General features: G+C 60.3%; 16 protein-coding genes. 6 read left to right on the top strand and 10 right to left on the bottom strand.

What is annotated here, in order from left to right:
* Positions 1-179: 179 nt before the first annotated feature.
* From HDE72_RS03300 to HDE72_RS03320, 5 genes are all read left to right on the top strand, one after another.
* Positions 180-2,549, top strand: coding sequence for a TonB-dependent hemoglobin/transferrin/lactoferrin family receptor (locus tag HDE72_RS03300; protein WP_183737310.1), 2,370 nt, complete (start codon positions 180-182; stop codon positions 2,547-2,549).
* A 54-nt stretch (positions 2,550-2,603) separates the two neighbouring features.
* Positions 2,604-3,770, top strand: a complete 1,167-nt coding sequence (locus HDE72_RS03305; protein ID WP_183737311.1) for a hemin-degrading factor — start codon at positions 2,604-2,606, stop codon at positions 3,768-3,770.
* Between the two features lie 117 nt (positions 3,771-3,887).
* Positions 3,888-4,805 (top strand): alpha/beta fold hydrolase, encoded by a 918-nt coding sequence (locus HDE72_RS03310; RefSeq protein WP_183737312.1) that lies wholly within the window; start codon positions 3,888-3,890, stop codon positions 4,803-4,805.
* Between the two features lie 35 nt (positions 4,806-4,840).
* Positions 4,841-5,755: a muramoyltetrapeptide carboxypeptidase gene (gene ldcA, locus HDE72_RS03315; RefSeq protein WP_183737313.1), complete on the top strand. Its 915-nt coding sequence runs from the start codon at positions 4,841-4,843 to the stop codon at positions 5,753-5,755.
* Between the two features lie 3 nt (positions 5,756-5,758).
* Positions 5,759-6,958, top strand: a complete 1,200-nt coding sequence (locus HDE72_RS03320; RefSeq protein WP_311735192.1) for a DUF418 domain-containing protein — start codon at positions 5,759-5,761, stop codon at positions 6,956-6,958.
* Here HDE72_RS03320 and HDE72_RS03325 read toward each other — a convergent pair.
* The gene (locus tag HDE72_RS03325) at positions 6,934-7,644 is read right to left on the bottom strand and encodes an SOS response-associated peptidase (protein ID WP_183737315.1); all 711 of its coding nucleotides are present in this window, start codon (positions 7,642-7,644) and stop codon (positions 6,934-6,936) included. The genes HDE72_RS03320 and HDE72_RS03325 overlap by 25 nt on opposite strands.
* Positions 7,645-7,787: 143 nt before the next feature.
* On the opposite strand from HDE72_RS03325, the gene HDE72_RS03330 reads away from it, so the two are divergent.
* Positions 7,788-8,009 (top strand): hypothetical protein, encoded by a 222-nt coding sequence (locus HDE72_RS03330; protein WP_183737316.1) that lies wholly within the window; start codon positions 7,788-7,790, stop codon positions 8,007-8,009.
* 10 nt (positions 8,010-8,019) lie between these two features.
* Here HDE72_RS03330 and HDE72_RS03335 read toward each other — a convergent pair whose 3' ends face one another.
* From HDE72_RS03335 to HDE72_RS03375, 9 genes are all read right to left on the bottom strand, one after another.
* Positions 8,020-8,274: a hypothetical protein gene (locus tag HDE72_RS03335; protein ID WP_183737317.1), complete on the bottom strand. Its 255-nt coding sequence runs from the start codon at positions 8,272-8,274 to the stop codon at positions 8,020-8,022.
* A 103-nt stretch (positions 8,275-8,377) separates the two neighbouring features.
* Positions 8,378-8,680, bottom strand: a complete 303-nt coding sequence (locus HDE72_RS03340; RefSeq protein WP_183737318.1) for a hypothetical protein — start codon at positions 8,678-8,680, stop codon at positions 8,378-8,380.
* Between the two features lie 255 nt (positions 8,681-8,935).
* Positions 8,936-9,142 carry a hypothetical protein gene (locus HDE72_RS03345; RefSeq protein ID WP_183737319.1) on the bottom strand — a complete coding sequence of 69 codons (207 nt, stop codon included), beginning with the start codon at positions 9,140-9,142 and terminating at the stop codon, positions 8,936-8,938.
* A gap of 83 nt (positions 9,143-9,225) precedes the next feature.
* Entirely contained in the window at positions 9,226-9,789 is a 564-nt protein-coding gene (locus tag HDE72_RS03350; RefSeq protein WP_183737320.1) for a manganese efflux pump MntP, read from the bottom strand.
* Between the two features lie 46 nt (positions 9,790-9,835).
* Entirely contained in the window at positions 9,836-10,681 is an 846-nt protein-coding gene (locus HDE72_RS03355) for an undecaprenyl-diphosphate phosphatase (protein WP_183737321.1), read from the bottom strand.
* 155 nt (positions 10,682-10,836) lie between these two features.
* Positions 10,837-11,700: an alpha/beta hydrolase gene (locus HDE72_RS03360; RefSeq protein WP_183737322.1), complete on the bottom strand. Its 864-nt coding sequence runs from the start codon at positions 11,698-11,700 to the stop codon at positions 10,837-10,839.
* 74 nt (positions 11,701-11,774) lie between these two features.
* Positions 11,775-12,413 (bottom strand): hypothetical protein, encoded by a 639-nt coding sequence (locus HDE72_RS03365; protein ID WP_183737323.1) that lies wholly within the window; start codon positions 12,411-12,413, stop codon positions 11,775-11,777.
* 69 nt (positions 12,414-12,482) lie between these two features.
* A complete protein-coding gene (locus HDE72_RS03370; protein ID WP_183737324.1) occupies positions 12,483-13,169 on the bottom strand; it encodes a hypothetical protein in 687 nt (228 codons plus the stop codon).
* A 111-nt stretch (positions 13,170-13,280) separates the two neighbouring features.
* Positions 13,281-13,751: a DUF6138 family protein gene (locus HDE72_RS03375; protein ID WP_311736793.1), complete on the bottom strand. Its 471-nt coding sequence runs from the start codon at positions 13,749-13,751 to the stop codon at positions 13,281-13,283.
* Positions 13,752-13,766: the final 15 nt, after the last annotated feature.

The following is a 13,766-nucleotide window of genomic DNA, read 5'->3' on the forward strand; positions in this document are numbered from 1 at the left end:
CCGTTCAGGCTGGCGGTTTCCCCCCCCCCACTGTTGCTAAATAACATCTGAATAGACGATATGCCCATTCTCAAATGAGAATGATTCGTGTTACAGTATTGTTTTGCCAGCAAACTTTCCTCGCGTCACTTTGTCGATCCGGGTTCAAGAGCCAGCCTTTACTCTTAGACCGGATCATCATGACACCAGTGCATCTGCAGCGTTACGCTGCCACCGATATTTCCATTAAAACAACGCCTGCGCGCCGCCATAATCTGGTGCTGCGCGCCGCCTTGCTGGGGCTGTTTGCCACGCCCTTGTTGCCCGTCCACGCCCAAACCAGCGCTGCCGTCAATGCCGGCACGGCTGCCCAGGAGCCGGCCAAGCTGCCGACCTTCCCGGAAATCGTCGTCAGCGGCAAGCAGGAATATGAACGCCGCGCCGGCACCAAGACCGTGATCAGCAGCACCGACCTGGAACGCCAGGGCGTGACGGACATGGGCGGCGTGGTGCGTTATCTGCCCTTGATCAGCGCGCCGGCAGCCGCCTCGGGCAGCGGCAACGTGTGGGATGGTTCGGGCAATACCGGCTACAACATCCGTGGCATGGAAGGCAACCGCGTCAGCCTGGACGTCGATGGCATCTCGCTGCCGGATGCAGCCCCGAAACCGGATGGCACGACCCTGAACGCGTTTGCTACCGGCCGTGATTATTTTGATCCGGAAACGTTCCGCGAAGTGCGCATCGATTCGGGCACGACGTCCGTTGGCGCCAACAATCCTGGCCTGGGCGGCAGCGTGGCCTTCATCACCAAGTCGCCTGAAGATTATCTGGGGCCAGGGCAGGATTATTATGCCGGCTATAAATTCGGCCGCACGACCTCGAACCGCAGCAACGCCCACACCGTGACGGGCGCGGCCAAGATCGGGACCAGCCTGCAAGGCCTGGCCGTGTACGTGCGCCGCGATGGCAAGCAGACTGAAAGCCGGGGCGACACTACCGTCAATCCGGACGACTGGCACTCGAACGCCTTGCTGTCCAAGCTGGTGTGGGCCTTGCCGGGCGAACAAAAGCTGGACTTGACCGTGGACATGTTCGAGCGCATGAACCAGCGCGAAGTCGACAACAAGATCAGCGCCTCGTATCCGGACGGCGTGAAGCAGGATTCCGTCACGCGCCGCACGCGTATCAGCCTGGGCCATGACATCGTCTTGAAAGATTTTGCCCTGTTCGATCGCCTGACGTCCAAAGTGTATCTGCAAGACGCCAAGGTGCAAGATAAAACCCATGGCCGCTATATCACGGGCGGCAAGCCGTATTTCCGCAATATCGACACCAGCTTCACCAACAATAGCGTGGGCATCACTTCGGAAGCATTCAAACAAGTCAATGCCGACAATGCCCTGGTGTATGGCTTGCAGCTGGAACAGACCCAGTCGCGCCGCCCCTGGGTGGAAGACCGCACCGTGATCGCCACCGGCGAACACCAGATCACGCGCAAGAACCGCATGGCCGATATCGATACCACCAAGCTGGCGCTGTATCTGCGCGACGATTACACCTTTAATCTGGCTGGCAAGAAAGCTACCCTGACGCCAGGCTTGCGCGGCGACTACCGCAAGCTGGACCCCAAAAACCTGCAAAACTACCTGATCGCCGTGCCTGGCGCATCGAAGGAAGTGCGCAAGGAAAGCGAAAGTTACTTTACGCCCAGCCTGAGCCTGTCGGTGGAAGTGCTGCCGCAACTGGACGCCTACGCCACCGCCACGCGCGGCACGCGCTTGCCCACCGCTGCCGAGCGTACCGGCACTTATGATTCCTTCAGCTATACGGGCACCGGCAATGGCTACGCCATCCTGGGCAATGCCGACTTGCGCAAGGAAACCAGCACGGCCTTCGAGCTGGGCCTCAAAGGCGATGTCACCAAGGGCTTGAGCATGAATGTATCCGTCTACCAGACCGAATACAAGGATATGATCGAGTACGTGATACAAGCCCCGGACCCGGTCAATTTCCCGACCATCGTGTATGGCCTGTACCGTCCGGAAAACATCGACAATGCGCGCACCTGGGGTAGCGAGCTGAACCTGCGTGCCGATCTGGGCGCCTGGCTGCCGGGATTCCAGGGCTACCACGCCAACCTGGCCACCGGCATCGCCAAGGGCCGCGCCTACAATACCCTGTCGGGCGAGACGGCAGGCCTGGCGTCGGTGGCGCCGGCCAAGACAGCCTTGTCGTTTGGCTATGACCATACGAACCAGCTGTTCGGCGTGGAACTGGTGGCCTTGCACGCCGGTGAAAAGCAGGCGCCGGACGATGTGATCTCGGGCGTGGCCACGCCGCGTTTCAAGGTGCCGTCGTACACCACCTTTGACTTGTCCAGCTATTGGAACATCAACCAGCACGCCAAGCTGATCTTCGGCGTGTACAACCTGACGGACCGCAAGTACTGGGATTACTCGGCCTCGCGTTCGCTGCCGGCCGGCACCACGCTTGCCACGCGTAGTGAAATCGAGCGCTATGCCAAACCGGGCCGCAATATTGCCGCCAGCCTGAGCGTCAATTACTAAATTCCCAACCGGGAGGCGTTTGCTGCCTCCCATGTTTTATAGAATGGACTATTCATGAAGTTATCCCATCTCGTTCTTTCCCTGCTAGGCAGCCTGCTGATTGCAAACGCATACGCGACCCCAGCCAACCTGGCAGAACGCTGGTCCACCCTGCGCGCAGAGCAGCCCAAGCTGCAGATCCGCGATGCGGCGCGCGCGCTGGGGGTGTCGGAAGCACAATTGCTGGCGACCAATCTCGGCAAGGGCGTGACGCGCCTGCAAGCCGATGGCAATCAGCCGCGCGAAATCATGCGCGCCGCGCTGGACCTGGGTCTGGTGCAGGCGATCACGCGCAATGAAAATGGCGTGATCGAAACCACCGGCACCGCCAGCAGATTCAAGCAGGCGGGCGACAAGTCCGAACAGGCAGACCAGGCCGACAATAAGCAGGACCCTGAAAAAGAAGCGCGCCAGCGCAATATCGCCGGTGGCTACCTGGGCGGCGCCATCGACCTGCGTTTCCACTTTGAAAACTGGAAATATGCATTTGCCGTGGCCCAGCCCGGCCGCGACGGCAAGCTGACGCGCAGCCTGCAGTTCTTTGACGCCAACGGCATGGCCGTGCACAAGATTTTCCTGCGCAACGAGCCTGGCGTGGCCGTGTTTGAGCAGATCGTCGCCAAATTCCGCATGCCGGAACAAAGTGCCGAGCTGAACGTGGTCGCCGCCGCGCCGAAAGCCGCTGAAAAGCCGGATGCCGAAATCGACGTGAAAGAATTCCAGCTGGCGTGGAAAGACATGACGGACGTGCACCAGTTTGCGCAAATCATGCGTGAATTCCACTTGTCGCGCGAACAAGCCTTGCGCCTGGCGCCCGCCGGCGCGGTCGAGCGCGTGACGCCGGAAGCGCTGCGCAGCCTGCTCGAGGGCGCAGCGAAGAACAAGGTCGCCATCATGGTGTTCCTGGGCAATGAAGGCTTGACGCAGATTTATAGCGGCAAAGTGGAAAAAACCATGGCTGCCGGCGGCTTTTACAATGTGCTCGATCCTGACTTCAATCTGCATATCCGCGATACGGCGCTGCGCAGCGGCTGGATCGTCAAGCGTGGCGGCGTGACCTCGGTCGAGTTCTTCGACTATGAAGGCACGCAAGTATTGTCTTTCTTTGGCGTGCGCGAGCGGGGCAAGACCCAGCCGCAAGCGTGGATGGACCTGGCCGAGGGTTTGCCTCGCGCCAAGTAGTCGTAGTCAAGTTGCAACACCCCAGCCTGGCTGCCGCGTGCGGCGCCATGGCTGGACCACAATGGTGCTATGCTGATTCCAGGGCCCTGATGGGCTATTTATGGATGAAAGGCAAGTATGGCAACCATCATGGCCAATGGCCTCAATCTTGCCTACGAAACGCATGGCAAGCCTAGCGATCCCTGCGTGCTACTGGTGATGGGGCTGGGCATGCAATTGATCGCCTGGCCGGAAGATTTCGTCGAAGGGCTGGTCGAGCAAGGTTTTCATGTGCTGTGCTTTGACAACCGCGACGCCGGTCTGTCGAGCAAGATGACGCAGGCGGGCAAACCGCATCTGCCGCTGGCCTACCTGAAAAACCTGGTGGGCTGGCCTTTGAAAAGTGCCTACACCCTCGATGACATGGCGCAAGACGCGCTAGCCTTGCTGGCCTCCCTGCGCATCGAAGCAGCGCACGTGATCGGCGTCTCGATGGGCGGCATGATCGCCCAAGTGATGGCGGCGCGTGCGCCCGAGCAAGTGCTGAGCCTCACATCGATCATGTCGAGCAGTGGCCGGCGCGGCTTGCCCGGTCCCACGCGGGCAGCAAGGCTGGCCTTGCTGCAAGGTCCGAAACGCAAGGCCAGCCGTGACGAAGTGATGGCCCATATGCTGGCCACCGTGCGAGTGATCGGCAGTCCCTCGTATCCGATTGCTGAAAAAATCTTGTACCGGCGTATCGCCGCGGCGCTGGAGCGCGGCAGTTGCCCAGAAGGCGCGGCCCGGCAAATGGTGGCGATTGCTGCCTCGGGCGAGCGCACGGAACTCTTGAAGAGCATACGCTGCCCATCGCTGGTCATCCACGGCGCAGCCGATCCATTGATCCCCGTGGCCTGTGGCATCGATACGGCGGCCCTGATTCCGGGCGCCCGCCTGGAAGTGATCGAAGGCATGGGCCACGACATGCCGCCGCAGCTGATCGAGCGCCTGCTTGCCTTGATCGATATGCATCTGCAAGGTAAGATGGCCGAGCAATTGCGCTCCCAGCTCGCCTAGGCGCGCGGCCTCTTTCCCTACGTCCGGATTTTATTTTGATGACACCCAAGATTGGTATCGCCATCGTGGCGCCCGGCGGTTATGCGCCCGATGAAGCAGCATTGGCACGCGGCATCGCCCGCCTGCAGGCGCAAGGCGCCACCGTCCACAATTATTATGATCCGGCACATACATTCCAGCGTTTCGGCGGCACGGAAGCAGGGCGGCTGGCGCAACTGAACGCTGCCGCTGCCGATCCCGAGGTGCAGGTGGTGATCGCCTTGCGCGGCAGTTACGGCATCAGCCGCATCTTGCCCGAGATCGATTTCCAGGCCATGAGCGATAGCGGCAAGCTGTTTGTCGGTTATAGCGATTTCACGGCTTTCCACATGGGCTTGATGGCGAAAACCGGCCGGGCCAGCTTTGCCGGCCCCATGGTGTGCGACGACTTCATCCGCGACGAGCCGGTCGAATTTACCCAGCAGCAGCTGTGGGACTGCCTGGCCGGCCCCACGCATACGGTGACGGGCGTTGCAGAGCATAATCCACGCGTGAACCTGGAAGGCAAGCTGTGGGGCGGCAACCTGGCCATGCTGGTGCATCTGCTGGGCACGCCGTATTTGCCCGAGATCGAGGGCGGCATCCTGTTCCTGGAAGACGTCAACGAACACCCGTACCGGGTCGAACGCATGCTGCTGCAATTGCTGCACGCGGGCGTGATCGGCCGCCAGCAAGCCGTGCTGCTCGGCGATTTTTCTGCTTATAAACTCAGTCCGCTCGATAACGGTTACGATTTCGACGCCATGCTGGCCTATGTGCGCGAACGCCTGCCCGTGCCGGTGCTGACGGGACTGGAATTTGGCCATATCCGCCGCCGCGTTACTTTACCGTTTGGTGGCCATGCGCGTTTGCAATCGGATGAAGCCGGCTTCCAGTTGACTGTGGCTGGTTACCCGACCCTGCGCGCTTAAGTGGTGAAGAGCAAGACCGGCCGCCTGTTGCAGCTCGATGTGCTGCGCGGCCTGGCCGTGTTTGGCATCCTGCTGGTCAATGTGTGGGGTTTTGCCTGGGGCACGCTGTCGCTGCGTTACGGCACCCTGGCACCCGACGCGCCCTGGCTGGACCAGGCCGCCATCTTTTTCGTGGCGGCGTTCGCCGAACTGAAGTTTTATCCCATCTTTGCTTTTCTGTTCGGCGCCGGTTTTGCGCTGCAGACGCGTTCATTGAAACGTCAATTGGGAACCTGGCAGGCGGCGCAAGCAGCGTATCGCCGGCGTTTGCGCTGGCTGCTGGTATGCGGTTTGCTGCACGGTTTTTTGATCTGGAGCGGCGATGTGCTGGCCTCGTATGCGGTGGCCGGCATGCTGATCCTGCCGCTGGCGGCCGCTCGGCTGAGTCGCGTGCGCAACCGGGCCTGGCTGGTCGCGGGCGGTTTTCTCCTGTTCATATGCCTGCTGTATCCGGTAGGCGCCAGCCTCAAGCCGCAAGATATTGCCGAAGAGCTGCAAACCTTTGCCAACCGTTATGCGACCTACACGCAAGGCGGACTGTGGGCCGTGGTCTCCCTGCGGGTGCGCGATTATTCGCTGCAACTGCTGTACGCCATCGTGATGCTGCCGCATATCATCGCGCTGTTCCTGCTGGGTATATTGGCTGTGCGTTTCGGCTGGCTGGTGCAGCCCCAGCGCCACCGTCACGTATGGCGCTGGGTTTGCGTGATCGGGCTGGGGCTGGGCTTGCCCTTCAATCTGCTGTCCGCCAGCGCCACCTTGTGGCAAACCTTGTACCCTTATCAGACGCTGTTTAACGAACCGCTATTGGGCATCCTGCTATTTATCGGCGGGCCCTTGCTGGCGGCGGCTTATGTGGCGGCGCTGATGCTGGCCGGCCCGCTCATGCGGCAATGGCTGGGTTCCTGGCTGGCGCCTGTGGGGCGCATGGCGCTGACAAATTATCTGCTGCAATCATTCATTGGCACCTGGCTGCTGCAAGGCCCCGGCCTGGGCTGGGCCGCGCGCCTGAGCCCCGCCGGGATGCTGGGCTTGACTATGCTGATCATGGCGGGGCAGGTGGTGCTGAGCCAGTACTGGCTCAGGTATTTCAAACAGGGGCCGTTCGAAGCGCTGTGGCGGCGTTTGGCGCGCCTGGATCAATCCCAGTCGAAAGAAGCTTGAGCTGAAGGCGGTGGAGGTGGTTTGACTCCTGCCGCCGGCACCAGCGGATTGTCCACCACATGCCATTCAAACAATGCGGTGGCCAGCATGCAGGTGCGCGCCAGGTGCAGCGCCGCGTCGGGCGTCAAGTTGGGGTCTAGCCAGCGCCAGGCATCTTCGCGGCTGACGGCGACAGGGCGGCGGTCGTGGATGTCGACCATGCCGCCCAGGCTGTCGGCCGTGAGCAGCACAAAACCGGCTTCTTCACGGTTGTGTACATAGGGGCCGAAATGCGCCAGCGCCAGCAAAAATAGGGGCGCGCGGTCCTTGCGGTGGATATGCCAGGGTTGTTTCCTGCCTTTTTCACCCGTCCATTCATACCAGCCCGTGACGCAGACGATGCCGCGCCCTGCGCGCAGCAAGGGCTTCCAGTAGGCGCCACCCAGCTTTTCCAGCCTTGCATTGATGGCAATCGGGAGTTTCTTTTTGCCCGGCACGGCGGCGGCGGCGGTGGCCCAGGCCGGGCGGTAGCCCCAGTACACATCGTCGATGCGGCGCACGCCATTATCCACATGCATGACGGGACGGTAAGTGCCGGGCGCCACATTCAGATGCGGCTCGGCCTCGCTGTCGAACACCGCGTCGCTCCAGTCCATCGCCGACGCCAGCTCACGCGCCGTCGTATTTTGATTGAGTCGTCCACACATGGTGAAATCATACCCGATCGCGGGGGCCATCATGCATGCCGGCACCGCTTCGGTATGAGTGTGGTCAAGCGCACAGACTATCCACACGGCAAGGCGCACACTGGACTTCTGTCAGGTGGCTGACGCTCTTATGCGGAGGAATTATGACTTTGGACAATCCCACCACCCACAAAGGTTTCACCATCAGTGCCACGGCCCGCCAGCGCCGTGATGGCCGCTGGGTAGGCTCGTTTGTCAGCCAGAACCTTGCTTGCGGCGCATACGAAGATACCTGCGATTACGAAGATTGCAGCAATGAACGCGAAGCGCAGCAAGTGGCGCTGTCCATCGGCTGGCGTCTGGCCGATGCCGGACCGGCCCGGTAAAAACCAACGATCAGGGTTTGCGGGACTTCTGACGACATCCCAGCACCAGGGCGATGACGGGGCACACCAGCACCGTCGCCAGCCTGACGGTGGGCAGGCCCGAGATACTCTCATCGAGTACATGCGGTAGCAATAGCAAGAGCGGCACGGATGGCACGCTGGCGGCAAAAAAGAACAGATACCAGGAATGGCCATTCTTTTTAGCCAGCAAGGCAACCAGCGCACAAATGATCAGGAAGGCCAGCGGCCAGTTTATGGTATCCATCAAGGCAGGGTCTCATCAGGTCAGGGAATGCTGGGGAGGGCATCAGAACACTCCCAGCGGTGCGCATGATTATACCCGCGCAGCCCCTGGCCCTTCTTCCTGCCTAGTTGCCGATTGATGAGTGTGGCACCGGCTTTTCAGCACCAAGACCATCGGCAGCTGGCAACAAAGCCTTGATGGCGCCATTGAAAATCAATTCATGCGCATACGCCGACGCCTCGATCAGCGCCGCATGCACGGACTTGAAACTGCTATGCGTTTCGATCAGGACAGGCTTGGCATACACCTGCGCCGTATCGCCGCGCCGGCTAAGCAATATCATCCCCCGGTACCGCCCATCCTTCTCCAGCGCCCCCGTGACATGAAACTCATACCCCTTGATATGGTGTTTTTGTTCCTGATCCATTATTGATCCATTGAATGCCGTTGCCAGCCCTCATTGTCCCGTTCCTGGCCCGCCGTCCGATTCAAAACTGCAGAGTATTTGATATTTATCAATACAGAATTATCAAATGCACACCCTGGTTTAGTAATAACAGCACCTCACCAAACCGTCGCGAGCGGCAGGTAGAGGTAGTCGAGAAGCGCAACCGTACTTTATGTACGGTGAGCATCGCAGACTGCCTATACCAACGCGCAGCAGGTTAGGTGAGTGCCACCACTACCCAGCGCGGATGGACCGTAGTTGCTGGGCGGTCTCCTCGATCTCCCGATACGCTTCCTGCACATACCCATCGATCGGATGCGCATCCATCCAGGCGTAATACGCCTGCTCATCCTGGCGGATGGCGAAGGGCACGTGGTGGTCGCGGATCGATGCGGCGGTTTCGCGCACCAGCGAGGCAAACAGCAGCTCCAGTGTTTCCATGAAGGGCACCTGTGTAGCGTAAAAACGAAGAGATCTCAATGTAGCATAAGGCGCGGGTCTGCAGCGCCGCTGTCAATGCCCGGTCAATGTCCGATATGTTCGTACAGGATCACGCAGCCGATGATGATCAAGATGGCGCCGCCGACCAGTTCGGCGCGCCGGCCCGCCACGGTGCCCAGCACGCGCCCGAGCATCACGCCCAGGGTGACCATGACGAAGGTGGAAAAGCCGATGGCGGCGGCGGTGACGACAATATTAGCGCCCAGCAAGGCCAAGCCGGCGCCCACCACCATGGCGTCGATGCTGGTGGCAAAGCCGGTGACGGCCAGTACCCAGAAGGAGTGGGTTTGCGCGGCCGCTTCGTCGGGATCGGGCATGGCCAGGGCGTTGCGTATCATCAGCAGGCCGATAATGGCCAGCAAGCCGAAGGCGATCCAATGGTCCCATGCCTCGACATACGGCGCGGCCACCCGGCCCAGGGCCCAGCCGATGACGGGCGTGATGGATTCGATCACGCCAAAGATGAGCCCGGTGCGCAGCGCCTCGCGCCAGCGCGGCTTGTGCAGCGCCGCCCCCTTGCCGACAGCGGCGGCAAAGGCATCGGTGGACATGGCCAGGGAGAGGGCGGCGGTGGCGGCAAAATTCATGAAAGACTTTCAGTGGAGCATGGCAGGGGCAGCTAGCGCCGCGATTTTACCCCACCCACAGCACGACCAGCGAGGCGGCCAGGCAATAAGCCCCAAAGAAATGCCAGCGCCCTTGCTCCAGCCAGCTCGACAGCCAGCGCAGGGCCAGCAAGCCGGCCAGGAAGGACAGCACCATGCCGATCAGGCTGGGCGCAATCAAATGTCCCACGCCGCCGGCATGGGCGATGGTGCCATCGGCGATGGCTTTGTAGAAACGCCAGCCTTCCTTGACCAGCACGGCTGGGGTCAGCACGACGGCCAGCGCGAAACTGAATTCTTCGGCGCGGCGTTGCGGCACGCCCATGGCGATACCGGTGGAAATGGTGGCGCCGGAGCGCGAAAAACCACGGAATGGCAGGCACAAGCCTTGTACGGCGCCAATGACGATGGCTTTGGGCACGCTCAGCGCGCCGGTATCGCGTGCCTTCATGCGCGAGGACACAATGATCAGCACGCCAGCAGCGGCCAGTGCGGCAGCCATCAGCCTGGCGTTGCCAAACAAATGTTCGATTTCAAAACCCGGCGTATCGGCCATCACCACATGGGTAATCAATTTCAACAAGCCCAAGCCGACGATGCCCGTCATGGCGGTGGCCGCGACCAGCAGCAGAACATTGCTGCGGAAGGCTGCCGTCGAGCTGAAATAAGTGGCGCGCCAGGATTTCCAGAAGTACACGATCACGGCAAACATGGTGCCGGTATGCAACATCACCAGCAACATGGTCAGTTCAGGCGATGTGGGGTCGAGGCCCATCAGCTTTTCAGCCATGATGACGTGGGCGGAACTGGAGACGGGCAGCAATTCTGCGAATCCCTGGACGATGGAGAGGATGAATAGTTGCAGGAAGGTCATGTTTTTTGTACTCGGAGTAGGCGTCAGGCGGGAGGTTTTGCGTGCCGAAAAAACAGTGTATTTTATGGTCTTTCCGGCAGCGCATTTTACAGGGCAGGCCCGCAGCGCACCGGCCATGGAACATTACAGTTTGTCCATGTTCGGTGGCCCATGGCTTAGTTTATCGTAATTGCGGGACGAAAAACCGTGCGGAATGCCTTCAGGGCAGCGGGTTGGTAAATCGTGCCATGGCTTTCGTCCGGCATTTTTTCCACATGCCATTGCAGACTTGCCGGCGCCTGCTTGCGCAGGATATCTTCTAGGCGCTGCACTTCGATGGCGATGCCTTTTTCGCTACTGCTGGCAAGATACAGGCTATGCTTGCCCGGCCCCTGTTTGGCCAGCAGGGTCGCAGCCTGGCCAGGCAGGGCGCTGCGGTTCCACCACAGGCTGGGATCGAAGGCCAGGTAATGGTCGAACAGCTGCGGTTCGAGCAAAAAGGTTTCGACCACGAACAGGCCCGCCAGCGATTCGCCGACGATGGCTGTTTCCTGCGTGGTGCGGTAGCGGCGTTTGACTTCCGGCATCAGTTCATCGCGGATAAAACTGCGGTAGGCGGCCGAACCGCCCACCACCGGGGCGATCTTGCGGTCTTCGGGATTATCGGTCGGCCCCGTCAAGTCGCGTCGGCGCTGGGTGTTTTGTATGCCGACTAGCATGAAAGGCCGCATCGTGCCATTGGCAACCGATACCTGCAGCAAGCCGGCCACATGCAAAAAATCTTCCTGGATGCCGCCGTTCGGCATGTACAGCACGGGCAGCGGCGCATCGGGTGGGGTATTCCAGGCGCGCGCCACATACACATTGATGTGACGCGTTTCGCCCAAGACTTTGGACGCTATGGTGAAACTCTCGCCTATCACTAATGGTGTGCTGCTGGCAGTCGCTGTAGTCTGGCTGGCTTGGGCGACCGTGTAATTGATGCCCAGGTACAGCAGCAGGGCGGTGAACATGGAAAGGGAAAGGCGGGAGCGGCGCATGGAGTCCTGTCAGTGTCAAAGATGGATGGCATGCGCGGAACATGAGCATGCCATCAGCCATTGTATTGACCGCTTTATTTAATTGCCAAGAGTTTTCTGTTTTGCACGACACCCGCCTTGTCGATCTCATAAGAGACCAGCAAGCTGCCGTCGGTAGCGCAGGCGTGGCAGCTTTTCAACGGCGTGGAAAACAGCAGGCTGTGGCCACCATCTCCGCTGCCCGTCGTGCCCACGAAGGAGGCTGGGGCAAACGGCAGCGAGTCTGGATGGGCGGCGGCAAACGTGCGCCAGGTGTCGGTGGCCCGATCTTCATCGCGCAGCGGGTCGGCGTCGATATCGACGGCAGTGCCATCGCTGCTGACCAGCAGGCTGCCTTGATTGGTATTGGCGCGGAACGGATACGTCACGGTGGCGAGGCCAGCTTTGCCCAGCGGCCGCCAGGCGGAAATAAAGCCCGGATTGCCAGCGGCGGCCAGCCCTTTTGCCGCCGCGATCGCTTGCGGACGGGCGCCGCTTTTTTGCATGGTGCGTAGCAGACAGGTATCGACAGCCTCTGCTTGCGTAGTGCGGCAAGCCGACAAGGAACGTTCAGGCCAGACGGCGCGCGCATCGACAGAGTTCAGTGGCTGGGCTTGTACCGCCGGCAAGGCGGTCAAGCCGGACAGGGCCAGTATTGCAGGGCCTAACCATGGGTGAGGAGGTGAAAACAGCATCGAAGCTCCTTTCAAGATGGTAAGAAGCTCATTATAAAAGACGCTCCTGTCCGCTTGCGCACTGTAGGCTTACAGATATTCCCAGATATCGTTAAACGTTTCTCGTGCGAAATCATTACGCCAGGCTTCCGTGCTCTTTTCGCGGCTGACAGGAAACACGGCGCTCCAGGTCTGCTGCGGGCCAGATGCGTAGCTGTCGGCAATCTTTTTCAGGCCGGCCTCGCATTGCTCGGCCTTGCAGCCGCTCTTTGCCAGTTGCTGTGCCGCCTGTGCCCACGACAGCGGCGCCTTGACCAGCTGACATTCGAAACTGACGGCGGAAGTCTGCATGCCACCTTCTTCTTTGACAGGCTCGGCGCCGGTAGTCTTGCAGACGGCGCCGTTCTTTGCCGCCAGTACATTCGCCGCCAGTTGCTGGGCTGCCGGGGTCAAGCTCGCTTGCATTGCGGCCGGGAATAACCTTGCGATGGTCTTGCCCATTTCGATGGGAAACTCCGCGGCCGCTTTTCGCAGCTCGCTGAACGAGGCATATTCCGCAGGCTGATGGCCTGCCAGGCGGGTGGCACGCAAGTATGCGTTGAGCGCAGCAATGCTGGCCTCGTCTTCATTGACCACAGTCTTGATGTAGAGCTTGGCTACCTCGACAGGCGCCAGTTCGGTGCTGGCGGATTCTGCGGCCATGGCAGGCTGGGCCAGCGCGGCGCCGATCAGGGTAGCCAGCAAGGTGAAGGATGTTAAATACCGGGCTTGATGCATGCGTTTCTCCATATGAGTATGTTCATCGCCAAAATTGCCTTAAGGAAATTTTGGCGAGCGCATTATATATGGTGAAATGAATAAGTTTGCACACTGCACACACGGCTGGTTTCAGGAGGCGTTGATCCTGGCCAGCAAGGCCTCCAGCAGTTCCCGGCGTTTGCCCTCCGCCTTGCGGGCCAGGGCAGCCAGCTTTTCTACCTTGCCCCAGATCGGATACAGCACTCTTTCTACCTCATGGCTTTCCAGTCCCTGTACTTGCTGGTACAGCAGGCCCAGCTTTTCCAAATCTTCCAGCTCGGCCTGCAGCTTGAGTTTCAAATAGTCGCCAGAGCGGCGCAGGCACGCTACCAATATGGCCTGGATGATATTCGAGCGGTGTTTGCCCAAAGCTTGCGGGTCTTCACGGTTCAACTGCTGTATGCGCTCGAACTGGTTGATGGTCCAGGCGACATCGAGTACGGGAAACAGCTGTGCATCGAGCAGGTGGCGCGTCAGGAAGAACGACTCCAACGGTTTCGTCGGTTTGCCGCCCTGTTGCAGCTTGTGTTCGATATACGCGTCGATGCGTTCGAGCAGCAGTTACCGCTTGTTATC

This window comes from Janthinobacterium saanense (assembly GCF_014200675.1).
Taxonomy (GTDB): domain Bacteria; phylum Pseudomonadota; class Gammaproteobacteria; order Burkholderiales; family Burkholderiaceae_D; genus Janthinobacterium.

Coding starts and splice junctions, on each gene's coding strand:
- HDE72_RS03305 (WP_183737311.1), top strand. CDS start 2,604: ATGAAGTTATCCCATCTCGTTCTTTCCCTGCTAGGCAGCCTGCTGATT.
- HDE72_RS03370 (WP_183737324.1), bottom strand. CDS start 13,169: ATGCATCAAGCCCGGTATTTAACATCCTTCACCTTGCTGGCTACCCTG.
- HDE72_RS03355 (WP_183737321.1), bottom strand. CDS start 10,681: ATGACCTTCCTGCAACTATTCATCCTCTCCATCGTCCAGGGATTCGCA.
- HDE72_RS03325 (WP_183737315.1), bottom strand. CDS start 7,644: ATGTGTGGACGACTCAATCAAAATACGACGGCGCGTGAGCTGGCGTCG.
- HDE72_RS03310 (WP_183737312.1), top strand. CDS start 3,888: ATGGCAACCATCATGGCCAATGGCCTCAATCTTGCCTACGAAACGCAT.
- HDE72_RS03335 (WP_183737317.1), bottom strand. CDS start 8,274: ATGGATACCATAAACTGGCCGCTGGCCTTCCTGATCATTTGTGCGCTG.
- HDE72_RS03330 (WP_183737316.1), top strand. CDS start 7,788: ATGACTTTGGACAATCCCACCACCCACAAAGGTTTCACCATCAGTGCC.
- HDE72_RS03365 (WP_183737323.1), bottom strand. CDS start 12,413: ATGCTGTTTTCACCTCCTCACCCATGGTTAGGCCCTGCAATACTGGCC.
- HDE72_RS03350 (WP_183737320.1), bottom strand. CDS start 9,789: ATGAATTTTGCCGCCACCGCCGCCCTCTCCCTGGCCATGTCCACCGAT.
- HDE72_RS03345 (WP_183737319.1), bottom strand. CDS start 9,142: ATGGAAACACTGGAGCTGCTGTTTGCCTCGCTGGTGCGCGAAACCGCC.
- HDE72_RS03300 (WP_183737310.1), top strand. CDS start 180: ATGACACCAGTGCATCTGCAGCGTTACGCTGCCACCGATATTTCCATT.
- HDE72_RS03360 (WP_183737322.1), bottom strand. CDS start 11,700: ATGCGCCGCTCCCGCCTTTCCCTTTCCATGTTCACCGCCCTGCTGCTG.
- HDE72_RS03340 (WP_183737318.1), bottom strand. CDS start 8,680: ATGGATCAGGAACAAAAACACCATATCAAGGGGTATGAGTTTCATGTC.